This is a genomic window from Marinobacter sp. (genome assembly GCF_041690455.1).
Taxonomy (GTDB): Bacteria; Pseudomonadota; Gammaproteobacteria; order Pseudomonadales; family Oleiphilaceae; genus Marinobacter.
Genome location: NZ_JAWLHI010000009.1, coordinates 1 through 24,156, shown reverse-complemented (window position 1 = coordinate 24,156; position 24,156 = coordinate 1). Strand labels below are relative to the sequence as shown.

Here is a 24,156-nt window from a genome sequence, read left to right as displayed (position 1 = left end):
AGGTATGTCCCTGAAATACAGAATCATTCCCGTCACGCCGTTCCAGCAAAATTGCTCACTGATCTGGTGCGAGGAAACCGGCAAGGCTGCCGTGGTAGATCCCGGTGGCGATCTGGACCGCATCCGGGTGGCGGTCAGGGAGGAAGGCGTGACCGTGGAGAAAATCCTGCTGACCCACGCCCACATCGACCATGCCGGCGGCACGGCAGAGCTGGCGAAGGAACTTGGGCTGCCTATCGAAGGCCCCCACAAGGAAGACAATTTCTGGATCCAGGGCCTGCCCCAGCAGGCGCAGATGTTCGGCTTCCCGGCGCCGGAAGTATTCACGCCGGATCGGTGGCTGGAAGATGGTGATGAAGTGAGCGTTGGCAACCAGACCCTGGAAGTGTTGCACTGCCCGGGCCACACACCGGGCCACGTGGTGTTCTTCCACCGGGAATCCGGACTGGCACTGGTGGGCGACGTGCTGTTCCAGGGCTCCATCGGCCGCACCGACTTCCCCAAGGGTGATTACAACACCCTGATCCGGTCCATCCGGGAAAAGCTGTTCCCGCTCGGCGACCAGGTCTCATTCATCCCCGGCCACGGCCCCATGTCCACCTTCGGCCAGGAACGCGCCACCAACCCGTTTGTTTCCGATCACCGGGGCTGAAACCAGCCCCGGGATCTGTCTGACAGGCGCCTGATCAGACCTGGAACGGCTCGGGATCGCCCTTGCCCACCCGGGTCACCTCCGGCACATCCCCGGTGAAATTTACCACCGTGGTGGCTTCCATGCCGCAGAAGCCACCATCAATAATCAGATCGAGCTCATGGCCCAGAACATCCCGGATTTCCTCCGGATCGGTCATGGGCTCGGTTTCACCCGGCAGGATCAGCGTACTGCTCATGATCGGCTCGCCCAGTTCACCCAGCAACTCCTGGACAATCGCGTTGTCCGGTACCCGAACCCCGATCGAGCGGCGTTTGGGATGCATCAACCGGCGCGGCACTTCACTGGTAGCATCCAGAATGAAGGTATACGGCCCCGGGGTGAAGTTCTTGAGCAGCCGATACTGGGTATTATCCACCTTGGCATAAACTCCGATGTCCGAAAGGTCCCGGCACACCAGAGTAAAGTTGTGCTTGTCGTCCAGCTTACGAATCCGCTTGATCCGATCCGCCGCCTGCTTGTCACCCAGATGACAGCCAATGGCGTAAGCCGAATCCGTGGGGTAGACAATCACCCCACCCCGCCGAAGGATCTCCACCGCCTGGTTGATCAGCCGCTTCTGGGGCGTTTCCGGATGAATCTGGAAAAACTGACTCATGAACCTTCTCCCTGACCGGTTTTCATCGCCATAGCCGGATCGCCCTTCGACCCGCCCATACAATTCGGTGAATCCGGCGAGGCGTGGCCACTGGCCTCCCACTCCTCCGGCGTATACAAATGCAGCGCCAACGCGTGAACCGGCCCCGCCAGCTCGTCCGCCAGCACCTTATAGATGGTCTGATGGCGCTTCACCTTCATCTGACCCTCAAATTCCGGCGACACCAACGTCACCTTGAAATGGGTCTCCGAATTCGGCGGCACACTGTGCATGTGGCTCTCGTTTTCCACCTGAAGGATACTTGCATCGAAAGCATCGTTCAGTTTGGATTCAATGGCATTCTGTACTTTCATCAAAAGCGCTCCAGCTGCTTTTCGTCGGGGAATTGAGGACAGTCTACTACACGAATCGAGAGCCTTGACACCAACGCCCCAAACAGCCACATTCCCTCGCCAATCAGCAAACACCCGAAGCCATGCACCTTTATATAGCCGAAAAGCCCAGCTTAGCCCGCGCCATCGCCGCTGCCCTCCCCGGCCCACACCAAAAAGGCCAGGGCTGGATCCGCTGTGGCAAGGGCGAAGACGCAGCTACCGTCAGCTGGTGTATCGGCCACCTGCTGGAACCTGCAGAACCGGCGCGCTACAACCCGGTGTGGAAGAAATGGCGCGCCGAAGACCTGCCCCTGATACCGGAGCACTGGGAAGTTACCCCCAAGGACAGCGTCCGCCAGCAACTGAAAGTACTCGAATCCCTCATCCGCCAGGCCGACACCATCGTCCACGCCGGCGATCCGGACCGCGAGGGCCAGCTACTGGTGGACGAAGTGCTGCGCTACGTGGGCACCCAGGCACCCGTACAGCGGCTACTGATCAACGACCTGACACCCTCGGCCGTCGCCAAAGCCATCCGCAGCACCCGGGACAACCGGGAATTCCGGCGCCTGTCCCATTCCGCTCTGGCACGGCAACGGGCGGACTGGCTCTATGGTATCAACCTCACCCGTTTCTACACCCTCAGCTACCAGCAACAGGGAGAACAGGGCGTCTATTCCGTGGGGCGGGTACAGACCCCGGTTCTGGGCCTGGTGGTGGAGCGGGACAACACCATCGAGAACTTCGAGCCCAAGCCCTACTTCCGCATCGAAGGGCAGTTCAGGGCCCACGAAGAAGGCGTGGACCCGAAACCGTTCAACGCCCGCTGGCTGCCGGACGAGCAATTCCAGGATTACCTGGACGAAGAAAACCGCCTGATGGACCGGGAGGTGGCCGAGCAGATCGCCGCCAGCGTTCAGGACCGACCAGGCACCATCGTCGAATCCCGCTTCCGGGACCGGCCCGAAGCACCGCCATTGCCTCTCTCCCTTTCTGCCCTGCAGATCGAGGCCGGCCGTCTGTTCCGCATGGGCGCGAAAGACGTACTGGACACCGCCCAGAACCTGTACGAGCGGCACCAGCTGATCACCTACCCCCGGTCCGACTGCCGCTACCTGCCGGAGGAGCATTTCGGCCAGCGTCAGCAGGTGGTGCAGGCCATCTCCCGGGTAGCACCGGCTCTTGCCAGCCACTGCGAACAAGCCGACTTTGATCGCAAGAGCGCAGCCTGGAACGACAAACAGGTGGATGCCCACCACGCGATCATCCCCACCAACCGACCCTCGCCCAATGGCAAGCTGACCCAGGCCGAGGAGAATATCTACGGGCTGATCAGCCGCTTCTACCTGATGCAGTTTTCGCCGGATGCCATCCACCGAGAGGGCCGGCTGACCGTCCGGGTGGCGGACCACCGGTTCCGGGCCACGGAAACTGCCATCCTGGAACCGGGCTGGAAGAACCTTGAACTGAAACTGCGGGAACAGCGCCAGGAACCCCAGAAAGCACCGCTGCCCCGGCTGGAGAAGAACGAACCGGTGCACTGCGATGCGGCGACGGTCACCGAGCGCAAGACCCAGCCGCCGCAGCATTTCACCGACGCTACCCTGCTCTCGGCCATGACCAACATCGCCCGCTTCGTGAGCGATGCCGAACTGCGCAAAACCCTGCGGGAAACCGATGGCCTGGGTACCGAGGCCACCCGAGCGGCCATTCTCGAAACCCTGTTCAAGCGCGACTATCTATTCCGGGAAGGGCGACACATCCGGGCCACCGCCAAGGGCAAGACCCTGATCGAAGCGCTCCCGGAATCCGTCAGCAAGCCGGATCGCACGGCAGTCTGGGAAGCGACGCTGGAGGGCATTCGCCGTGGCGAGGATGACCCCCGCAAATTCCTCGATACCCTCAAGCAGGAAATCCGGGAGCTGATGAACCGGCCCCAGGGCAAGGCCAGCCCGGCGCCGGAATCCGAGGGAGCCGGCCAGGCGATCCACTGCCCCAAGTGCCGCGCGCCGATGGTGGAGCGGGAAGGCAAGTTCGGCCGTTTCCACGCCTGCACCCGCTACCCGGACTGCAAGGGCACCCGACCGATCGAGGACAGCGCCCCGGTCGATGGCACCGGTCAGAAGCCTATCCCCTGCCCCCACTGCTTTTCGCCACTTGTGCGGCGCAAAGGCAAGAAGGGCTGGTTCTGGGGCTGCAGCAATTTCCCGGCCTGTCGGCAAACGGTCGACGATGACAACGGCAAACCCGCATCGGGTTTACGCAATAATACATAACGATACTGAACCGACCCTTGCTTTTTGCCATAATCGGTTGATATCGAAGGGAGAAGATCAACATGCGCATTGCTCTGCTTGAAGACGAACACGAACAGGCGCAGAACGTCCAGAACATCCTGGACGAGCGTGGGCACCACTGCGACAGCTTTCCGACCGGCCAGAGTTTTCTGAGTGCTGTGTTGCACCGCAGTTACGACCTGCTGATCCTGGACTGGCAGATCCCTGACATGACGGGCATCGATGTGCTGGAGAGTGTTCGGGCACAGCTGAACTGGCCCATTCCGGTCATCTTTCTGACCCAGCGTGACAGCGAATCCGATATCGTCCGGGCGCTGGACGCCGGTGCCGACGATTACCTGGCCAAACCTCCCCGCGCCGCCGAACTCTCTGCCCGGATCAAAGCCCTGGCCCGCCGAACCAACCCGGACAACGAGAAAGAAGTTCTGGTGTACGGCCCGTTCGAGATCAACACCCAGCAGCGCTCCATCTCCCTGCACGGTGAGGAACTGACCCTCACGGACAAGGACTTCGACCTGACCCTGTTCCTGTTCCAGAACCAGGGCCGCCTGCTGACCCGGGAAATGCTGCTTGAGCGCGTCTGGGGTCTGGCCCGTGACATCAACACCCGCACTGTGGATACTCACATGAGCCGCCTGCGCCGCCGCCTGGGCCTGAACCCGGAGAACGGCTTCCGGATCAAGACTATTTACCAGCGGGGCTACCGGCTTGAGGCCATGAAAGCCCTGGACAACGACGAACTGGAAACACCTCTCGCAGCCAATGAGTAACGCCCTGCTCCGCCGCACACTGACACTGCTCGCGTTGACAGCTTCGCTGGCAACGGCAGCGACTCACAGTGCGGCGGAGACGACGCGGGTGTCCTACACCACAGCAAGCGTGCAGCTTCTGCCCAGCCAGTCCGAACGCGCGGTGCCGCTGGACGGGGGAGCTTCCCTTATGGCCGGTGACGAAATCGTTTCCGGCGCCGGCACTGCCACGATCCAGCTGAACGAAGACGTCGAGCTGCGCCTGTTTCCTCGAACACGCCTGCAGATTATTGAACTGGCACCGGAAAGCTCACCGCGAGTACGGCTGATCGAGGGCAAGGTTCACGCCCACGCACAATCCGGCGACTGGAACCCTCTTCCCGTATTCATCGAGACGGCAACAGCCGTAGCCTTGACCCAGCACTCGACCTTCACCGTTCAGGCTACTCCCGAAGCAACGCTGGTCCGGGTTACCGATGGCATGGTGGACTTCGGTGCCCCCGGCAAGGCCCAGCGCATTCCCGCCGGGTATCGGGCCCGTGTCGGCACCGATGGACACACCGGCGTCACTATCCGGCAGCTGCCGGATGCCCCTGACATCGCCACCCTGCCGGAGGTTGTTTCAACACTTCCACTCGAAGTGACCTGGCATGGCGAAGATGCATCCGCCTACCGGCTCGATATCTTCGAGACCGCCAGCGGCGAATGGATCGGCAGCCGTGAAGTTTCCGGCAACCGGTTCGATATCGGCCTGCTGGACAACGGCGGGTACCAGATCCAAATCGCAGCTCTGGACGCCAGCGGTCTGGCAGGCATGCCGGCCACCGTACCGATGGAAGTCCGCCTGCAGGCGCAAACGGCCACGCTGTCCTACCCGGCCCCGGGCGCCAGCGCCAACGACGACATGCCCGAATTCCGCTGGCAGCTCAATGGCGAGAACGAAGTCGCCAGAGTGGAGGTTGCCAGTGACAGAAACTTCCGGAACGTTATTGCCACCAGCGAGTGGGCGCCCGAGACCCAGGCCCTGCCCTCAAGGCCCCTGGAACCCGGCGTATATTACTGGCGTGTCGTGACCGAAGCCGGCGGAAAGTCCGTGGCGGCAACCGCACCCCGTGCGCTCACCGTCGATCCCAATCGCATCGCCACTCCCGACAAATCCGGCGATGTTTCCGGCCAACAGGTTACCTCGCTCCCCGACCACGACAATCGCGGCTAGAACATTACTACCCAAACCTTGGAACTCGTCCCTGAAAACGGTATTTTGTCCCGCTGAGAGTTCTTTCTGGAACAATACCTTGAACGACCAACACCGACAGCAGGGCGCATGAGCCGGGACTTGCCAATCATCCGAACGACTCCCTGGAACCTGGGTCTGATCCTGCTCGCGATACTGCTGCTGATCCAACTGTCAGTCCTGCCCAAGATTCTTGACCAGGGGCTGCTGGAAACCGCGCTCTCCAGCAGCCAGCTGGCCTTCCCGGAACAAAGCAAGGCCCTGTTTATCCGGGAGGCTCCAACGTGGGCCGGAGCGTTGCTGAGCCTGATCGTGCTGGTGCTGGTTTCGGTACTGCTGCCTCGGATACGGCCAAGCCGTACTCTATTTACCTGCATTGCCATCGCAGGGTCTGCCACCGCGTTGTCCATGGTGGTGCTGTTCGGTGCCGGAGTCTGGGTACCGGTGGCGAACGCCATTCTGATTCCCCTGATTGCCTTCCCGGTCTCAAGTGGCCTTCGCCTGGCCACGGCGAACCGCTTTCTCAACCAGCAGCTGGACAGGCTGGTCACCAGCCCGAGGGTCAACCTGCAGGCACCTTCCCGGAACCATCCGGCCCAGTTGCTGACTTATTTGCGAGTGCTGTTCCAGCCGGAGGGCTGGTTGCTGACCGACGGACAAGACATTCTCTCCGCGCGCAACCTCACCATGGCGGATATCCCCGATTCCCTGACCACCGGGCAATGGCTGCATCAGCCCCGGGTGAGCTGGATCCAGCTTGAACGGGGAGAAACCCGATACACACTGGGCATCACCATGCCCAACGATCTGGGCCGTGAGGCGATTCAGCGCTACCTCAGGCGCCTGCGCCTGGAAGAAGCACCACCCGTTGCCGATCATTCCGAGATCCGGGAAAACATTTCAGCCCGCATAGAACGGCTTCGTACAGCCACCGAGCGGATGAACCGGATGCAACAGTTCATCCGCCGCAGCTTTGAACACATGCCCGATGGCATCATCGTGACGGACGAGCTGGGCGTTATCCGCTTCGCCAACGGCCACATCGAAGAATGGTTCGGCGATCCCATGCCAAGCCTGGATGGCATGCCCCTGGCCCGCCTTCTGGAGGGCCATGATCCCCGGGAAATTCCACCCTGGCATGAAACGATCTCAGAAACCCTGACCATGCAACAGAGTCGCACGGTGGACCTGCGTATCCATGACAAGGACTTCCTGATCCACTTTGCACCGTTCGCCCTGCCAGATACGAACCAGCACGGCATCATCGCCAACATTTCGGACATCTCCGAGTTGCGGGAACAACAGCGCCAACACCGGGAGGCCATCGACTTCATCTCCCACGATGTACGCTCCCCGCTGGTGTCCCAGCTCGCCCTCATCGAGCAGCTGAAACGGGATCCTTCCAATATCGAACCAGCGCAACTGGAACAGCTCGGCAAGCTGGCCCGGCGCAGCTACAACCTGGCCGAGGAGTTCGTGCAGTTGGCCCGTGCCGAGCAGCTGACCGAGACCCGGTTCTACGAATGTGAATTCCTGGCCATTGCCGAGAATGCCCGCGACAGTGTCAGCGAGCAGGCCGCCGAGAAACACATCGAGTTCTCCCTTCAAGGCACCGAGGATCTCTGGCTGCGGGGCAATGCGGAGCTGCTGGAGCGGGCCGTGATCAACCTGATGACCAACGCCGTGCAGTACAGCCCACCCGGCTCCACCGTCAACGTCCAGGTATTCCGGGCCGGCCACCAGGCCTGCCTGACAGTCTCGGATGAAGGCAGTGGTATTGATGAGTATGAATTGCCCTACCTGTTTGACCGGTTCATGCGCCAGAAAAGCAGCGAGCTGGCCGGCGTTCACGGCGCGGGGCTGGGGCTGTCATTCGTGAAGACAGTGGTGGAAAAACATCGGGGAGAGATTTCGGTCGCTTCGACTCCCGGAGAGGGAACATCGTTCACCCTGAAGCTACCGATGGCGGACCCGCTGGCCTGAGACTGCACACTTCAGGCACGGGAGCTGCGGCCAGATCAGGACTGGATGGTTTTACTGACAACCGCAGAAGGCGCGCTCATCAGGCCACTGGTGTCCTGAACCTGGATGGAGAAATACCAGGTACCCTGGCCCAGACCACCGACGGTGTAGGACATGGTGGCATCCTCCGCGGCATCACCAATCACCACCTGCTCGGTCAGATTATCGGCATCCTGGCCGTAACGAATGACATAGCTGTCCAGCTCACCCATGGAGATGCCGTCACCGTTTACACGGGTGGAGGGCGCAGTCCAGCTGAGCAGTGCCTTGCTGCCCTCAACAGTCTTGCTGCCACCGTCTCCGATTGCACCCTGGGACGAAGTTTCAGAAGAGGAAGAACCCCCACCACAGCCTGTGAGCAACGCGCCCAGAAAAGCTGCAGCCATTAATGACCCTGACGTTTTAATGACACTATTCATATATATTCCACACCACTTTTCCGACGATTTGACAAAATTTCACAAAAACGCGGCGATTATCCTCGTGAAGAATGGCGCTCGACCAGTTACGAAATTGTCAATTTTTGGACAGGTTCGGGTAAGTAGAACTCGCAAGATTGCGAGGTGGCGGGGATTTACGTTGGAAAGTTTGAGAAATCTGGGAAGGGTGTGTGGGCAATTTCTTGCCAAATCGTAAGGTTCAGGGGGCCTTCAGAGAAAGTTTTTGTTTTCACTCCTTTGGTCAATCACGACTTCTTCCGTCCGGTCCTTGAGCGCCACTCCGGAGAGTTGTCTCCGAAAGGCCTCCCGAATCAGATAGAGGAGTCGCTGGCTGGCGTTGGAATAACTGAGTCCCGCGGGACGAATATTTGAAATGCAATTGCGGTCGGCGTCATGGCGGCCGGGGCGCGGTCCCCAGGTTAGATAAGCACCGAGGCTGTCCGGTGAGCTCAGTCCGGGCCGCTCTCCGATGAGCACGAGCACCGCCTGCGCCCGCAGAATTGAGCCGATATCATCACCGATAGCGACGCGTCCTTGCTCGACGATGGTCAACGGCGCCATGCGCCACTTGCCCTTCTCCGCTTCCAGGTCGGCCTTCAGCTGGGTCACCATGGGGGCGGCGTTGGTCTGAACCGCCCAGGATGACAAGCCATCGACAATCACGATGGCCAGGTCCGGCGTATCTCCCTCGGCGGGAACCCGGTCTGAGAGAAGATCCCCGGACGCCCGAGACAATACCCGCCCCAGATCAGGTCTTTGCAGATAAGTCGCACGGTCCGGAGCCTGGCTCTTCAGCGTCAGAACTTCGTCCTGCTTGCCATCAACCCCGGCGGTCACGAGGTCGGCCTGAAGTTTTGGCACGTCCAGCGGGCAGTGGACTGCATCAATCGCCCGTGCGTGGGCTAGCTGGAACTGCAGGAGTTCGTGCGTGGGCAAGCTGATCCCGGCCCGCCCCAGCCCGATACGGGCGTCAGTAAACTGCCTCAGCTTTCGCCAGGGGTTCTGGTGTACCAGGGGATGTTTCTCACTCATGATCCGCCCTCCCGGTTATGGCTTTCAGTGCCGGGCCGAAGGCATCAGGCAGCGCGGCGTTGGGCTCGAAGCGCTCCGCATCTTCAAAGATGCGCATTCGGGTCAGCCACTGTTCGAACTCCGGCGCCGGTCGGAGACCCAGTACCCGGCGTGCATAGAGAGCGTCATGGAAGGAGGTGGTCTGGTAGTTCGGCATGATGTCATCCGAGCCCGGAATCCCCATGATGAAGGTACAACCGGCCACGCCCAGCAGCGTCAGCAGGTTATCCATATCATTCTGGTCCGCCTCGGCATGGTTGGTGTAGCAGATGTCGCAGCCCATCGGCAGGCCCAGTAATTTGCCGCAGAAGTGATCCTCAAGTCCGGCACGGATGATTTCCTTGCCGTCGAACAGGTATTCCGGCCCAATGAACCCAACCACCGTGTTTACCAGCAGGGGGTTGAACTTTCGGGCAACCGCGTAGGCGCGGACCTCGCAGGTCTGCTGATCCAGGCCATGATGGGCATTGGCAGAAAGTGCGCTGCCCTGCCCGGTTTCAAAGTACATAACGTTTTTGCCGACCGTGCCACGGTTAAGGGACAAGGCCGCATCATGGGCTTCTCTGAGGGTTGCGAGATCAAAGCCGAAACTCCGGTTGGTGGCCTCCGTGCCGCCAATGGACTGGAACACCAGATCCACCGGCGCACCCTGCTCGATCGCCTCCAGTGTGTTGGTGACATGGGTCAGCACACAGGACTGGGTGGGAATCTCGTATTTCTGAATCACCTCATCCATCAGCTGCATCAGCTTGACGGACTGGCTGACGTTGTCGGTGGCGGGATTGATGCCTATAACCGCATCGCCGTTGCCATACAGCAGGCCATCGAGAATGCTCGCGGCAATGCCGGCCACATCGTCCGTCGGGTGATTGGGTTGCAGGCGGGTTGAAAGATGGCCCGGCAGGCCGATGGTATTCCTGAACCCGCTTGCAACTTCGCACTTGCGGGCGACCAGTATCAGATCCTGATTACGCATCAGCTTGGACACAGCCGCCACCATTTCCGGCGTCAGGCCCGGGCGCAGCGCCTTGAGCACCGAAGGCGTGGCGTGGTCACTCAGCAGCCAATTCCTGAAATCACCCACGGTCAGGTGAGCCACCGGAGCAAAGGCGCCGGCATCGTGCCCGTCCAGAATCAGCCGTGTGATTTCGTCAGACTCGTAAGGCACGAGCGCTTCGTTCAAGAACCGTTTCAGCGGTATTTCGGCCAGGCACATCTGGGCCACAACGCGCTCTTCAGCACTGGAAGCAGCCACACCGGCAAGTCGATCGCCCGACCTGGCGGGCGTCGCCTTCGCAAGGACATCCCCCAGGTTCCTGAACGACCAGGTTCGCGTGCCCAACTGATAGCGGTATGGATGCGACATAGACTTCCCTGCACTTCCCTAATACACCCTTAATGTACGGATGCGGGCGCGCTATGTCTTGTAAAAGTGCCAGCGACGGCTTTTTGAAGAGGGATGTGATCCAGGAGAGCAGACATCCGTTGTCGCTTTGGGAAAGTTACATCTGTTTTGAATGGAATAATGATCAACTCTGGTGCAAAGTTGAAGATCAACTTTGAAAAAATTGGCAACATCAGTTAATTGATTTTCTTGCCTATTCCGATCCCAACCAAAAGGAAACCTCAAGGAAGATGAGCTCCAACTACCGAATTGCCCTGCTGATCGACTGCGACAACGTCAGCCACCAGGCCATCGAAGGCGTACTCCAGGAACTGGCCAAGTACGGTGCCGTGAACATACGGCACGCCCACGGCAACTGGAACGGCCCACAGCTGGGGGGCTGGATTGAGAAACTCCACCCCAATGCCATTCGCCCCATCCAGCAGTTCGCCTACACCACCGGCAAGAACGCCACCGATGCCTCGATGATCATCGACGCGATGGACCTGCTCTACAGCGGCAATGTCGACGCCTTCGCCCTGATGACCAGTGACAGCGACTTCACACCCTTGGTGATGCGCATCCTGGAAGCGGGCTTGCCCGTGTTCGGGTTTGGCGAGCGGAAAACACCCCTGCCCTTCGTGAATGCCTGTTCCCAGTTCATCTACACCGAAAACCTCCGGGACGAAGCGGACGAGGAGGAAGGTCACAACGGCACCGAGCCGGCCGCGAGAGCCCAGAAGAAATGGGGACGCAACCAGCTCCGGGGCGACTCGGTGCTGGTCAGAACCTTGCGCACCGCCGTTGAGCAAACCGCCGATGACGATGGCTGGGCGCACCTTGGCAAGGTGGGCCAATACATCTCCAACAACAGCTCATTCTCCCCGGTGAACTACGGTTACAAGAAACTGAGCGACCTGATCAAGGCCAGCGAGCTGTTCGAGATCCGGGTTGGTGACAAGAACGTGGTTTACATAAAGAGCCCCGGCTAAGCCGGCGCCAATAATAGGAGTGGAGAATGCGACGTAATATCCTGATTACCGGAGCGAGCAGTGGTCTGGGCATGGGCATGGCCCGGGCGTGGGCGGCCAAAGGCTGCAACCTGGCGCTGTGTGCCCGGCGCGTGGAGAACCTGGAAGCGCTCCAGCACGAGCTGACCACAAGCTACCCGAACATCCGCGTGGTCATCCAGGCTCTCGACGTGTGCGATTACGACCGGGTACCGGAGGTATTTCAGAGCTTCAAAGAAGAGCTGGGCAGCCTAGACCGCATCGTGGTCAACGCCGGCATGGCCAGCAGTCACGGCATCGGCCAGGGCCACTTCGCATCCAACCGACAGGCCGCCGAGACCAACTTCGTCGCAGCGATCGCCCAGTGCGAAGCCGCCATGGAAATCTTCCGGGCCCAGAACGCGGGCCACCTGGTGCTGATGTCCTCTGTCAGCGGGGTGCGCGGCTTTCGGGGCGCCATGAACGTCTATGCCGCCACCAAAGCCGCCGTGGCCTCCCTCGCCGAAGGCCTGCAGCTGGACACCGAAGGCACCCCCATCCGGGTCACCAACATCATGCCCGGCTACATCCTCACCGACATCAATCGCAGCACCAGGAATGCACCCTTCCGGGTGGATCTGGAGACTGGCGTTGCCGCGCTGGTGAGCGCCATCGACAAGGAAAAACGCCGCGCCTACGTGCCCTGGTGGCCGTGGACGCCGCTGAGCTATGTCATCAAGGCGTTGCCGTTCAAGGTGTTTGCGCGCGCGATGTAGCTCCTCATTTCTTAGCTCACCGCCGAAAGCACCGCCTCACACACTTCGTCGTGAGTGAGGCCAGCCCCCTTCACCGTTAAATCTGCATAACGGGTATACAGCGCAAAACGCTCGTCAAATAACGCGGCCAGCGACTGATCCGGCCGGCGCGAAATGCCCCGCAGGCTGTAGTCGCCAATACGTTCGATCACTACGTCCAGTGGGATATCCAGGAAAATCACGGTTCCGTTGCTTTTCAGGTGGCGCATGGCTACATCACTGTATACCGCGCTGCCGCCGGTACTGATAACGTGGTTCTCGACGGTCAGGTTCAGCAACACCTGCTCCTCGATCTTCCGTAACGCCTGGTAGCCGTCCTGGTCCACGATCTCCTGCAATGTGCGTCCCGCTTCCTGCTGGATGAACAGGTCGGTATCCACGAAGCCCAGCCCCAGTCGTTTGGCGACCAGCACTCCGACGGTGCTTTTGCCGCTGCCGGGCATACCGATAAAGACCAGGTTTCGAGCCATCGACTGGTTACCCCTCTTTTCTCTCGGCCGCGCGACAGGCGGCTGCGGTGAACAAAACATCGGTGGAGGAGTTCAGGGCGGTTTCCGTGGAATCCTGAACCACGCTGATCACAAAGCCTATGGCCACCACCTGCATGGCCACTTCGGTTGAAATACCGAACAGACTGGTGGCGAGCGGAATCAACAGCAACGACCCGCCCGCAACACCTGACACCCCGCAAGCTGCAAGAGCTGAAACCACACACAGCAACATGGCTGTAGCGAAATCCACGGGGATGCCGAGCGTATTCGCCGCGGCCAGGGTGATCACAGAAATGGTGATGGCCGCGCCAGCCATATTGATGGTCGCACCCAGCGGAATAGAAATGGAGTAGGTATCCGGGTCCAGTTTCAACTGCTCGCACAGCTCCATGTTAACCGGGATATTGGCGGCAGAACTGCGGGTAAAGAAGGCTGTGACGGCGCTGCCCCGAAGGCAGGCAAAAACCAGCGGGAAAGGATTCTGGCGGGTTTTCAGGAAAACAATCAGCGGGTTGGTCACCAGCGCCACGAACAGCATACACCCCACGATTACGCCCAGAAGCTGACCATACTCCAGCAAGGCGCCAACGCCGGTCTCGGCCAATGTATTGGCAACCAGCCCCAGAATACCGAGAGGGGCAAAGCGAATCACAATATGGACAATATCGGAAATCGCGTCTGACAGGTCTTTCAACACCTTGCTGGTGGCATCACTGGCCTGGCGAAGCATGAACCCGAGCCCCACAGCCCAGGCCAGAATGGCAATGAAGTTGCCTTCCATTAACGCAGTTACCGGGTTGGCCACCATGCTGAGCAACAGGTCTCTCATGATTTCGGTGATGCTCCCGGGTGGCTCACCCCTGACTTCCGGCAGGTCCAGCGTCAGCTCCGTCGGGAATAGAAAGCTGGCAACAACCGCGACCAGTGCAGCGATGAGCGTACCAACAACGTATAGCACCAGTACGCCGCGGATATGCGTTGGCTGACCTTTTTCATGGGCCGCGATAGCGGCTGCCACCAGCACAAACACAAGGATGGGCGCGACGGCCTTGAGTGCTGAAATAAACAACTGACCGAGTAGCGAAAATGATTTGGCGGTTTCAGGTGAAAGGAGTGCCAGTGCTACCCCGGCAATGATGCCGAGCATGATCTGGGGGATCAGACCCAACTGCAGAAGGGGACGCAAGAACGTGGTTTGCCCGCTGGACATCATAGGCTCGGGTTGAAAGGATTGAACGGGCGGCGGAATTTACCACAAATGCCAGAATAACGAGACACGGGGAATCCGAAACCGGAGCATGCAAAGCAGAGCCCGGGCGTACTGGTGACTATTCCGTTGTAGCGGGAACCGCCCCACCATTACTATAGGGGTTATCATTCTCGCCCAACCTTTTCAGATGGTACTTCCGATTGCCCATGGACGAACAAACCCACCTGAGAACCCGCGCCTACCTGGTCGCCCGACACCAGCATCCGGCCTGGAAGCTGCTATCAGCCACCAGAGGCCCGCTGGTGCTCAGCTGCCTGCAGGCGTTAATGGAGCAGAACCGGGAAGAAATCCTGTTCGAGGACGCCCAGCAAATGCTGACGGATATCCTGCGGGAGCACGCCAACAGCGATGACCTGGAGCTATCCACTGACGACCCGGCCGCCGATGCCAGAAAAGAACTACGCTCCTGGATTCGCAAAGGGCTGATTGTTGAGCGGGACGGCCGGCTGATGGCCACCGATGCCCTGCAAAAGGCCCTGGCCTTTGTTGAGGGTCTCGATGAAAAGATCATGACGTCCACTGCCTCACGCCTGGCCACGGTGCAGCGGGAAATCGAAAATCTGGAAACCCGCCTGAACCCGAATGCCCAAAGCCGCGCCGACCATATACGCCGCAAGATAAAAGACCTGGAGCACGAACTGGCCGAAGTGGAAGCCGGTCGCTTCAAAGTGCTGGAAGGTGCCGAAGCAGCAGAAGGCATCCGCGAAGTCTACAACCTTGCCACCAGCCTGCGGGCCGACTTCCGCCGGGTGGAGGACTCCTACCGGGAGGCTGACCGGCAGTTGCGCCAGTCCATCGTCAGCGAACAGCATCACCGGGGCGAAATCGTTGACCGCTTGCTGGATGGCCACGACACCCTGCTGGAAACCGCCGAAGGCAAGGTCTTCCACAACTTCAACGAGCAACTCAGCCGGTCCACCGAGCTGGACAATATGAAACACCGGCTGCGGACTATCCTGAAAAATCCGGCCACCCGCCACGCCCTGTCCCGGCAGCAGCAGGATGAATTGCGCTGGCTGGTCATCCGGCTAATACAGGAGTCCGCTGCTGTAATCAGGGCAAGGGCTCGTAGCGAAAAGGACGTCAAGGGCTTCCTCAAAACCGGCCTGGCCGCCGAGAACCACAGGGTCGGCGAACTGCTCAACAGCATAATGAACACTGCGCTCGACATTGACTGGTCCAGCCACAGGATCCGCAAAAGCGAGACACCCCTGCCGCCGGTTGCCGTGGCGGTTTCCAATCTGCCGCTGGTTGAACGGCTGAGATTCAAATCGGCCACCGAAGAACAGGAACAAAGCCTGGAGCTGACCGACCAGAGCGTAAATCTGGAAGAAGTCGATGAAGACTTCTGGCGTGCTTTTGATGGTCTCGACCGGGAAGCCCTGTATCAGGAAACGGTGGAGCTGCTGAAAGTCACCGACCGCCCCATGACCATTAGCGACCTGGCCACTCATTTGCCGCCCACCCATGACTTGGAAACCATTGCCCTCTGGCTGGCGATGGCCCGTGAGGCGGAAGTGGAGATCACTGAAGACCGGGAAGCCGTCGACATTACCGACAGCAATGGCCAGCGGCTGCGCTTCCACGTGCCGCAACTGACGCTGACCCGACAAGACGCAGAATCCATCGACTGGGAGCTGTAAAGCCGCATGTCTGACTATTTTGACCGCCTGACAAGCCAGGCCGATAACGAACAAACCACGGAAGAACCGCAACAAACATCAAAGGCCCCGGACGAGGCAGATCAGCAACGGCCGCTGACAGAGGCTGACCACTACACGCCCGCCAATGTGAAAGCCACCGCCCAGGAGCTGCTGAAATACGGATTGCTTGAAGCGGACCGGAAGCCCAATCTCTACCAGGTCGCCATTACCCAGACCGCCGCCATCAACCAGATCCTGGAGCCGCTCGACCTGCTCCTGAAGGTGGACGAAGTGCGCGGACTGGCCTTTCTGGTGGTCTCTGAACAGCTCTTCACTGAAGGTGAAGAAAAGGATAACGAGTGGTCTCACCCCCTGGTGCGCCGCCAGCGCCTGACCATGGAACAGTCCCTGCTGGTCGCCATACTGCGACAGCACTTCATCGCCCACGAACAGGAAGCCGGGCTCGGAACCGGTGAGGCTACAGTAGAACTGGATGAATTGCTGCCTCAATTGCAGCTGTACCTGGGCGACACCGGCAGCGACACCCGCGACCAGAAGCGCCTGCGCAGCCTGCTGGACAACCTGAAAAACCACGGCGTTGTCTCGGACATCGACGCCAACGATCAGGTTATCATTCGCCCGATCATCACCCATCTGGCAAACCCTGACAACCTGCAGAACCTGTTGCACCATTTCCGGCGCGTGGCCGGCCAATCCGCCCCGGAAGAAGCTGACGGGGAGGATCTATGAGCCAATCCCAGACCGACCTCTTTGCCGCTGAAATTATTCCGCCTACGGCCTATATTCTGACCCACCTGGACCTGTACAACTGGGGACCCTTCGGCGGTCGGCACCGCGCCGAGATCGACCCCAAAGGCACCGCTATCATCGGCCCCACCGGCAGCGGCAAAACGACTCTGGTAGATGCGCTGATGACCTTGCTCACCCACCAGCCCCGGTACAACCTGGCCTCCACCGGGGGGCATGAAAGCGACCGTGACCTGATTTCGTATATTCGGGGTGTTTCCGGTGCCGGTAACAACAGCGGTGACAACAGCCACATTGCCCGCCCCGGCAAAACCGTTACCGCTGTGAGCGCCCGTTTCTCCAACGGTAACAAGGCCATTCGCATCGGTGCGTTGTTCTGGATAGACGGTAGCAGTTCTGCCGCCAGCGACCTCAAGCGCTTGTGGCTGTTCTCCGAGCGGGACGACCAGAGCCTGGATACCTGGCTGGCCATCCACCATGAGGGCGGGGCCCGGGATCTCAAACAGCACGCAAGGGATAATCCCGGGTTGCAGGCCAACGACAGCAAGAAAGCTTATTTGGCCCAGGTACGTCGCTTTTTCGAAGTGGGGGAAAATGCCTTTACACTGCTCAACCGCGCCGCGGGCCTGAAACAACTCAACAGCATTGACGAAATCTTCCGGGAACTGGTGCTGGACGACCACTCGGCATTCGACCGGGCCACTGAAGTAGCCAGTGAGTTCGACGACCTGGCTGCCATTCACAGCGAACTGGAAACCGCCCGCAAACAACACCAGTCGCTCTTGCCCATTGCGGAAACCCATGAAAAACACCAGGCGGCCACTACCGAGCTGGACCAGCAACTGGCCCTGAAAGAAATTCTGCCAGTGTGGTTTGCCCAAACCGGTTACGAACTCTGGAACAGCCGGAAACAGAAACTTGAAAAGCAGCATGACGAGGGCCGAGAAGCCCTCCACTCATTGGATGAGACCGTTCAGAAACTGAACAGCAAAGCCGACACCCTGAAAGATATCTACCTGCAGGCCGGCGGCGCCAGCATTGAACAACTCAAAGAGCAGATTTCCCAGCAGAAGCGCTGGGTGGAAGAACGGGAGCGCCACGCCAGGGATTATCAAACCCTGACTGGCAAGCTTGATCTGGACAGTACACTGGCCCCCGAGGCTCTGGCCCGGAACCGCCAGCTCGGCGAGACAAAGCTCCGTGAACTGTGCGAACTCGCAGACACGCAGGACAAATCCCTGCTGGACCTGCGTATCCGTCACGGCAAGCTCAATGAAACGCTGACCGAACTCAGTGAAGAAATCGACCGCATCAGGGCCCGCCCGGGGTCCAACATCGACGGGCGTTACCAGGAGTTCCGCAGCGAACTGGCCCGGGCGCTGAACCTGGATGAGGACAGCCTGCCCTTCGTGGCAGAACTGTTGGAAGTCAAAGCCGAAGAACGCGACTGGCGCGGCGCTATCGAACGGGCCATTGGCGGACACCGCTTGCGGCTGTTGGTGCCCCCGGCGGCAATGCAATCTGCCCTGAACAGGGTAAACAGCCATGACAACCGGCTTCACGTTCGACTGCTGGAGGCCCAGCCCCCCCAGGCCCCGGCCCGGTTCATGGAGGACGGCTTCACCCGGAAACTGAACTTCAAGGACCATCCTCACCGGGAAGTCCTGAAACACCTGCTGGCCGGAATCGACCGGCACTGCGTGGAATCTCCGGAAACCCTGCGCCAGACCCCCCACGGAATGACGCAACAAGGCCTCATGTCTGGCAAGAAGGGCTATTTCGAAAAACGGGACAACCAGCGGCTCGACAAGGGCTGGATGACCGGATTCAACAACCGTGACCGTCTCGCGGCCCTTAACAACGAGCTGACAGAGACCCGCCAGGAGGCGGACACCCTGGAGCAGCAACTCGAAACAGCCCGCAGGAACCTGAAAGATACCCAGGACCAGATACGGCTTTACGAGCTCCTTGGCGAAACCGAGTTCAGCGCCATCGACCTGCCCAGCGCACAGCGGGAACTGGATGCCCTTCAAAGCCGGCTGGAGGCGCTGACTGCTCCGGACTCGGATGTGGAGAAAGCCCGGCGGGAGTTTGAGACCGTCCGGAAGGAGCTTGAGAAGAGTCAAAACGGGCTTTCAGAACAAAAGACGGCCAATGCCTTGCTTGAAGAAAAACGCAACCAGGCCGCTCAGAAATGCACGGAACTGTTGGACCGGATTGGCGAAGGCCTGACAGACGACCAGCAAACCCTGGCCGCCGCACACTTCCGCGCCCCGGGAGCAGACCAGTACGAACGTCTGGAAGCACTGGAGCGGGACCAGCGCGAACAACTGGATCGGGCCATCGGCAAACTCGGCAAACAGATTCAGGGTTACGAACTCAGCCTGACCCAATTGATGGGAAAAGCCCGCACCATCGATACCGGGGCACTTGCGGAAACCGGCAGCGATATCCGGGACATTCCCCAATACCTGGAACGCCTGCGGGTGCTGGAAGAAGAGGCCTTGCCCCAGAAACTCGAGCGTTTCCTCAGTTACCTGAACCAGTCATCGGATCAAGGGGTCACCCAGTTGCTGGCCCACATCCAGAACCAGGTAGCCATCATTGAAGAACGCATCGCTGACCTGAACGCCACCCTGCGGAGGGTCGACTTCCAGCCAGGCCGTTACCTGCGCCTGGAGCCACGGAGGGTTACCCACGAATCCCTCCGGACGCTTGAGCGGGCCCGGAGACAGCTCCGCGCTGACGCCCTGAAAGACGACCAGGGCGAAAGCCATTTCAAGGCCCTGCAGAACATGGTGGCCTTACTAAGGGATGCAGCAGACAACAAACGCACCGTGGGTGCCCGGGCCTTGCTGGACCCGCGCTACAGACTGCAGTTCGAGGTCTCGGTTCTTGACCGGGAGTCCGGCACGGTGATCGAAACCCGCACCGGCTCACAGGGCGGCAGCGGTGGCGAAAAAGAAATCATCGCCAGCTATATCCTCACTGCCTCCCTGAGCTACGCCCTTTGCCCGGACGGCGCCACCCAGCCGCTGTTCGGCACCATCGTGCTGGACGAGGCATTCTCCAAAAGCTCCCACGCGGTGGCCGGTCGTATCATCTCGGCCCTCAACGAATTTGGCCTGCACCCACTGTTCGTCACACCCAACAAAGAGATGCGGCTGCTGCGGGCTCATACCCGCTCGGCCATCCTGGTGCACCGCAAAGACCTGCGCGCCACCCTTACTTCATTGAGCTGGGAAGAGCTGGAAGCCCACGCAGAAAAAATAGCCCGGAAAGCCCATGAAATCTCCGGATGAACTGGCAAGTCGCCTGGCCCGGCAATGGCAGAATGCAGACCTGCGCGAGCAACGCCTGCTCCGGCCGGAGAGCTGGCCATTGACCCTTACTATCGGAAAGCCCACTGGCACCGTGGTAAGGGATCAGGTCGGAGAGGTTCGCGAACACCTCCAGCAATGGCGGGAGGTTTCCATCGGGCAGGTCCACTGGCAGCCTGTCCGCTTCCAAAGCACCAGCGAAGCCATCAACATTCCCACCCACTGGAGGCTGGAGTCTCCCAGCCAGTGGGTACAGGCCACCGGCAGCAGTGAAATCAAGCGGGAATACAACACGCTCAATCGCCTCGCCTCTGCCCTCGACCCGCGCTTTCACTCACTGATCGTACGCCGGCGCAGCCTGGTCATGGATAAATCAGAGCGCGAGGTCATTCTGAGCGGTGAAGTTGCCCTTCAGCTCCAGCCGGGCTGCGCCGATGGCAAGCCCCTCAGAGCGCTTTCTGTTGCCGGTACCGACAGCAAATTCTTCGAACGTAATCGCCAGCTGGTCACCCTGATGCTGGATATCCTGTTCGACGGCCGGGCCAGCGAAACCGGGCTGGAGACCTTCCTGGGCGCCGAAGACGAGGGCCACCACTGGCTACTGATCGCGGATCTGGATGGCTCACTGTTGCCCTTCTCACAGATGCGGGTCCGGGCGTATGAACTGCAAAGCACCCCATTGCCAGGCCAGCGCCTGATCCTGGTAGAAAACGAACGTAGCCTTCACCAGTTGCCCTCCGCGCCCGATACCATCGCGGTGCTGGGATCGGGCCTCAACCTGTCCTGGTTGCAGGCAAGCTGGCTATCCAACAAAGCCGTGGCCTACTGGGGTGACCTGGACACCTGGGGTCTGGCCATGCTTGGTCGTGCCAGAGAGCATCTCCCGAAGCTAACACCATTGCTAATGGACAGAACCACCTTTGAAAGGTTTGCCGCCGAAAGTGCTGTTGAGGAACCACAGGCAGCACCTGCTATCGTCCCGCCAGGACTGACCGAGAGCGAAGCCGGGCTTTACCACCTGCTGCTTCAGTCGGACCGTGGCCGGCTGGAACAAGAGTTCCTTCCAGTAAACATGGTTCACAGAGCGGTGGTTAACTGGACTGCCCGATCCACCTAATAGCTCCGGCAAACGGCCCAACGCCCTGTATCCAGTTCAGGTCGCTCAGGCGGAAAGCCCCGAAAACCACTCGCTCATCCGCCCATACACAAACACAAATGCCAATTTCCGGACCAATGGCCTTGGTGCCCGGCTCCGCCGCGCGGTGCATATGTGTGTGGGCATTGCTTTGGTTTACAAGTACGACAATGTGAACTGGGAGACTGTGTATTCGAGCTGCAAGAACCATCCTGGCGACTTTCGAGCCACAGGGATCACAGATTGGGTTGCCTATGCCCGGTCAGACCAAGACGCAGGATCTTTTCGGAGTGTGAGGGTGTAAGCCATTACTTTGACAATATCCTAGCTTTGACATCGGCCCACGGAGCGCCTCGATCCTGATCTAACTCGAAGGCTTTCAATCGCCGCTCCAGTTCTAGCTTCTGGGCCTCTGTAAGTTCAATTTCGGAGCCTTCCGCAACCACGCTGTCCCACAGTGCTTCTGCAAGAATGATACGCTCAGATACGGTCAGTAATTGTATTTCCATAACACATGCCTCCACCAGGAAAGATTCTAACTAATTCTATCAAAGCGCTCTCAAGAGGAAGCCCTTGGGCGAGTTGTTTTGAATCCATGGGCTAACCATGAAAAGTTTCGGGCGCAAGTATTCACCGCCAGCCTTGCGCCGCCGGCGGGCTTTTGTCACCCGCCGGGCCCGGGTGATTTCATCCTTCAGGTAAGCGCCGACGGCCTTGAGGATACCCAGATCCGGATCAGCCTCGTCATCGTCCGCCAGCCGGAAGATCTGCTGGTAGTACCAGGCCTGGCCACCCAGCACATTAATCACCTTGAGTGGCATCAGCGGACTGGCCGGCGAGAACAAGCCGGTCTGGGCGAGCTTGATGTGACCTTCATGGCAGACGGTCTTGTCGATACGCCCCTCGAGCAGATCCCCGGGCGTGTCCGGATCCGTGCAGAGCGGGCGGCCCAGGCCAATCACATCAGTCTCCCCGTTGGCGACCACCTCTTCCATAAACGTCCGCGTGCGGAAACCACCCGTGACCATCAGCGGACAATCGCAGACTTCACGAATCTTCTGAGCATAATCCAGAAAATAGGCCTCCCGCTTGCGGGTGCTCTCCCGCATGGCCGCCCCTTCGCTCGCAGTTTCCGCATCACCGCTGTAACCAAGCAACCGGGGCTGTTCGTAGGTGCCGCCGGACACCTCCAGCAGATCAATCCCCTCATCATTGAGCCAGCGGACCACCTTCACACTCTCGTCCAGGGTGAACCCGCCCTTGCGAAAATCGTCGGAATTCAGTTTGACCGCCACCGGAAACTCCGGCCCCACGGCCGCGCGGGTAGCACGGACCACTTCCAGCAGGAAACGGGCGCGATTCTCCAGAGACCCGCCCCAGCGATCCGTCCGTTGGTTGGTCACCGGCGAAAGAAACGACGACAACAAATAGCCGTGAGCCCCATGCACCTGAACACCGGTGAAACCCGCATCCTTGGCAATCCGGGCAACATTGGCAAAGCGCTGGATAAAATCGAGGATCTCCGGCTCCGTCAACGCCCGTGGACGGGCATAGTTCCCCATCAGGGACAGCTGGACTGCAGAGGGCCCCATCGGCCGCGAAGTAACGTAGCGCGGCGACTGCCGACCGGCATGGGAGATCTGCATCCACAAATGGTTGCCATTGCGGGTACCGGCTTCGGCCCAGGCGCGCAATTGTGCCATTCCATCCGGCTCGCCCTCCGCCGGCGCCGGATCGATAGCCACATTACCCGGCCGCTCCAGTACCCGGTGATCAATCATCACGTTGCCGGTGATCAGCAACCCTGCTCCGCCATCGGACCAGCGGCGATAGAGCGTTTCGTGCCGGTGGGTGGCGTGTAGGTGGTCGTCTGACAGCCCCTCAGTCATGGCGGCCTTGGCGATACGGTTGGGTAAGACGGCGCCGCAGGGGAGTTTGAGGGGTTGGGCCAGGGGGGATTGGGGCATGGGATCATCCTGATGGTTATTGATTCGTTGGTTTTCGAATCGTGGTTCGAGTGTAGAAGGCATGCAATGGCCGGCCGGGCCTCTGTGCGATAGCCCCTCTTACGCCAAAACCGCTACAAACTCCCCTACCACATACAGATCGTCCAAATCATCTGCATCAAACACCAGATCTGAATAGCCAACGGCGCTTGTTACAGGCGAGAGAATAACCCTCCGGTTGATCAGTTCACCATCGATGGGAGCCTTTTCGCTCCGGTATAGCTTTACCGTGTAGCTCCCGCCGTGATCAGGATCCTCTATGGCTCGATGCTGGACCAGAACAATCTTTCCATTCCGAGTTCCACCCGGATTCTCGCTGAAAAGACACCAGGCGCCATTGGGAATTCGTTTGTTCATCGATTCACCCACAACCTGAACGACGAACTGACCTTCTCTGGTATGAAAATGCCCAGGGAGGTGGACCCACTGGCAATCTTCTGGATATTGGAATTCGCTGAAATCGCCCGCTGCCGCCTGCAAATCGTAAAGCGGAACATACCCCTCATAAGGCTTCGCTGCTTCGAAATCCACTACGTCGTAAGGCAAGGGATGCAACAAGGCCTCGTCGTCCTGTTCGTCAACCCAGGATCTGGAGACTGAGCGAAAATATTCCCGAGTTTCAGGATCTGAAGAGTAGATGTAGCACCCTTTCATTCCTCGAGTCATTAGGGTGCGGTAGGTGTTCTTGATAATCATATCTGCGACACCTAGCGCGTTCTCTCGATCCTCCTTGAGCATCTTCTTGTAACCACGGACAGAACGGTCCGATTTCGATCGTCTAGTGTCCCGTCTGGCTAATTCGTTAACCTACTGAGCCACTGAGAGCCTTGAGAGCTAG

The 24,156-nt window shown here is 59.6% G+C and carries 20 protein-coding genes and 1 pseudogene; 11 read left to right on the top strand and 10 right to left on the bottom strand.

Going from position 1 to position 24,156, the window contains the following annotated elements; genetic code table 11:
* Positions 1 to 4 precede the first annotated feature (4 nt).
* Complete coding sequence (locus ACESMW_RS03420) at positions 5 to 652, top strand: MBL fold metallo-hydrolase (protein WP_372985676.1); 648 nt, start codon at positions 5 to 7, stop codon at positions 650 to 652.
* Between the two features lie 34 nt (positions 653 to 686).
* On the opposite strand, the gene ACESMW_RS03415 is transcribed toward ACESMW_RS03420, so the two are convergent.
* Together ACESMW_RS03415 and ACESMW_RS03410 are read right to left on the bottom strand one after the other, a co-directional pair.
* The gene (locus ACESMW_RS03415; protein ID WP_372985675.1) at positions 687 to 1,310 is read right to left on the bottom strand and encodes an L-threonylcarbamoyladenylate synthase; all 624 of its coding nucleotides are present in this window, start codon (positions 1,308 to 1,310) and stop codon (positions 687 to 689) included.
* Positions 1,307 to 1,663, bottom strand: coding sequence for a BolA family protein (locus ACESMW_RS03410; protein WP_372985674.1), 357 nt, complete (start codon positions 1,661 to 1,663; stop codon positions 1,307 to 1,309). The genes ACESMW_RS03415 and ACESMW_RS03410 overlap by 4 nt, the downstream gene beginning before the upstream one ends.
* Positions 1,664 to 1,785: 122 nt before the next feature.
* Between ACESMW_RS03410 and ACESMW_RS03405 the strand changes: the two genes are divergently transcribed.
* From ACESMW_RS03405 to ACESMW_RS03390, 4 genes are all read left to right on the top strand, one after another.
* Positions 1,786 to 3,960 carry a DNA topoisomerase 3 gene (locus ACESMW_RS03405; protein ID WP_372985673.1) on the top strand — a complete coding sequence of 725 codons (2,175 nt, stop codon included), beginning with the start codon at positions 1,786 to 1,788 and terminating at the stop codon, positions 3,958 to 3,960.
* A gap of 62 nt (positions 3,961 to 4,022) precedes the next feature.
* Entirely contained in the window at positions 4,023 to 4,751 is a 729-nt protein-coding gene (locus tag ACESMW_RS03400; RefSeq protein ID WP_372985672.1) for a response regulator transcription factor, read from the top strand.
* On the top strand, positions 4,744 to 5,946 hold the full coding sequence (locus tag ACESMW_RS03395; protein WP_372985671.1) for a FecR domain-containing protein: 1,203 nt from the start codon (positions 4,744 to 4,746) through the stop codon (positions 5,944 to 5,946). Before ACESMW_RS03400 ends, ACESMW_RS03395 begins: the two co-directional genes overlap by 8 nt.
* Positions 5,947 to 6,054: 108 nt before the next feature.
* Complete coding sequence (locus tag ACESMW_RS03390) at positions 6,055 to 7,947, top strand: sensor histidine kinase (RefSeq protein ID WP_372985670.1); 1,893 nt, start codon at positions 6,055 to 6,057, stop codon at positions 7,945 to 7,947.
* Positions 7,948 to 7,982: 35 nt separating this feature from the next.
* Here ACESMW_RS03390 and ACESMW_RS03385 read toward each other — a convergent pair whose 3' ends face one another.
* From ACESMW_RS03385 to ACESMW_RS03375, 3 genes are all read right to left on the bottom strand, one after another.
* Positions 7,983 to 8,372, bottom strand: a complete 390-nt coding sequence (locus ACESMW_RS03385; protein ID WP_372985669.1) for a fibronectin type III domain-containing protein — start codon at positions 8,370 to 8,372, stop codon at positions 7,983 to 7,985.
* A 264-nt stretch (positions 8,373 to 8,636) separates the two neighbouring features.
* Positions 8,637 to 9,458 carry an ethanolamine ammonia-lyase subunit EutC gene (gene eutC, locus ACESMW_RS03380; RefSeq protein WP_372985668.1) on the bottom strand — a complete coding sequence of 274 codons (822 nt, stop codon included), beginning with the start codon at positions 9,456 to 9,458 and terminating at the stop codon, positions 8,637 to 8,639.
* Positions 9,451 to 10,863: an ethanolamine ammonia-lyase subunit EutB gene (locus ACESMW_RS03375; RefSeq protein ID WP_372985667.1), complete on the bottom strand. Its 1,413-nt coding sequence runs from the start codon at positions 10,861 to 10,863 to the stop codon at positions 9,451 to 9,453. The genes eutC and ACESMW_RS03375 overlap by 8 nt, the downstream gene beginning before the upstream one ends.
* Before the next feature lie 269 nt (positions 10,864 to 11,132).
* Here ACESMW_RS03375 and ACESMW_RS03370 point away from each other — a divergent pair, with 269 nt between their 5' ends.
* Both ACESMW_RS03370 and ACESMW_RS03365 read left to right on the top strand, forming a co-directional pair.
* A complete protein-coding gene (locus ACESMW_RS03370) occupies positions 11,133 to 11,873 on the top strand; it encodes an NYN domain-containing protein (RefSeq protein ID WP_372985666.1) in 741 nt (246 codons plus the stop codon).
* 26 nt (positions 11,874 to 11,899) lie between these two features.
* On the top strand, positions 11,900 to 12,646 hold the full coding sequence (locus ACESMW_RS03365; RefSeq protein ID WP_372985665.1) for an SDR family oxidoreductase: 747 nt from the start codon (positions 11,900 to 11,902) through the stop codon (positions 12,644 to 12,646).
* An 11-nt stretch (positions 12,647 to 12,657) separates the two neighbouring features.
* On the opposite strand, the gene ACESMW_RS03360 is transcribed toward ACESMW_RS03365, so the two are convergent.
* Together ACESMW_RS03360 and sstT are read right to left on the bottom strand one after the other, a co-directional pair.
* Positions 12,658 to 13,155, bottom strand: a complete 498-nt coding sequence (locus ACESMW_RS03360; RefSeq protein WP_372985664.1) for a shikimate kinase — start codon at positions 13,153 to 13,155, stop codon at positions 12,658 to 12,660.
* Positions 13,156 to 13,162: 7 nt separating this feature from the next.
* The gene (sstT, locus tag ACESMW_RS03355; RefSeq protein WP_372985663.1) at positions 13,163 to 14,386 is read right to left on the bottom strand and encodes a serine/threonine transporter SstT; all 1,224 of its coding nucleotides are present in this window, start codon (positions 14,384 to 14,386) and stop codon (positions 13,163 to 13,165) included.
* Between the two features lie 206 nt (positions 14,387 to 14,592).
* Here sstT and ACESMW_RS03350 point away from each other — a divergent pair, with 206 nt between their 5' ends.
* Genes ACESMW_RS03350 through ACESMW_RS03335 form a run of 4 tightly spaced genes read left to right on the top strand, consistent with a single transcriptional unit; the run spans position 14,593 to position 21,294 of the window.
* Positions 14,593 to 16,089 carry a DUF3375 domain-containing protein gene (locus ACESMW_RS03350; protein ID WP_372985662.1) on the top strand — a complete coding sequence of 499 codons (1,497 nt, stop codon included), beginning with the start codon at positions 14,593 to 14,595 and terminating at the stop codon, positions 16,087 to 16,089.
* A gap of 6 nt (positions 16,090 to 16,095) precedes the next feature.
* A complete protein-coding gene (locus ACESMW_RS03345; protein ID WP_372985661.1) occupies positions 16,096 to 16,839 on the top strand; it encodes a DUF4194 domain-containing protein in 744 nt (247 codons plus the stop codon).
* The gene (locus ACESMW_RS03340) at positions 16,836 to 20,159 is read left to right on the top strand and encodes an ATP-binding protein (protein ID WP_372985660.1); all 3,324 of its coding nucleotides are present in this window, start codon (positions 16,836 to 16,838) and stop codon (positions 20,157 to 20,159) included. Before ACESMW_RS03345 ends, ACESMW_RS03340 begins: the two co-directional genes overlap by 4 nt.
* Positions 20,143 to 21,294 (top strand): Wadjet anti-phage system protein JetD domain-containing protein, encoded by a 1,152-nt coding sequence (locus tag ACESMW_RS03335; protein ID WP_372985659.1) that lies wholly within the window; start codon positions 20,143 to 20,145, stop codon positions 21,292 to 21,294. The genes ACESMW_RS03340 and ACESMW_RS03335 overlap by 17 nt, the downstream gene beginning before the upstream one ends.
* A gap of 326 nt (positions 21,295 to 21,620) precedes the next feature.
* Here the strand turns inward: ACESMW_RS03335 and ACESMW_RS03330 are convergent, their stop codons facing one another.
* The 3 genes and pseudogenes from ACESMW_RS03330 to ACESMW_RS03320 all read right to left on the bottom strand — a co-directional run.
* Positions 21,621 to 21,821: an addiction module protein gene (locus ACESMW_RS03330; RefSeq protein WP_372985658.1), complete on the bottom strand. Its 201-nt coding sequence runs from the start codon at positions 21,819 to 21,821 to the stop codon at positions 21,621 to 21,623.
* A gap of 39 nt (positions 21,822 to 21,860) precedes the next feature.
* Complete coding sequence (locus ACESMW_RS03325; RefSeq protein WP_372985657.1) at positions 21,861 to 23,279, bottom strand: NADH:flavin oxidoreductase/NADH oxidase family protein; 1,419 nt, start codon at positions 23,277 to 23,279, stop codon at positions 21,861 to 21,863.
* A gap of 99 nt (positions 23,280 to 23,378) precedes the next feature.
* A pseudogene (locus ACESMW_RS03320) lies at positions 23,379 to 24,098 on the bottom strand (DNA/RNA helicase domain-containing protein); the annotation flags it as partial.
* Between the last annotated feature and the right edge of the window lie 58 nt (positions 24,099 to 24,156).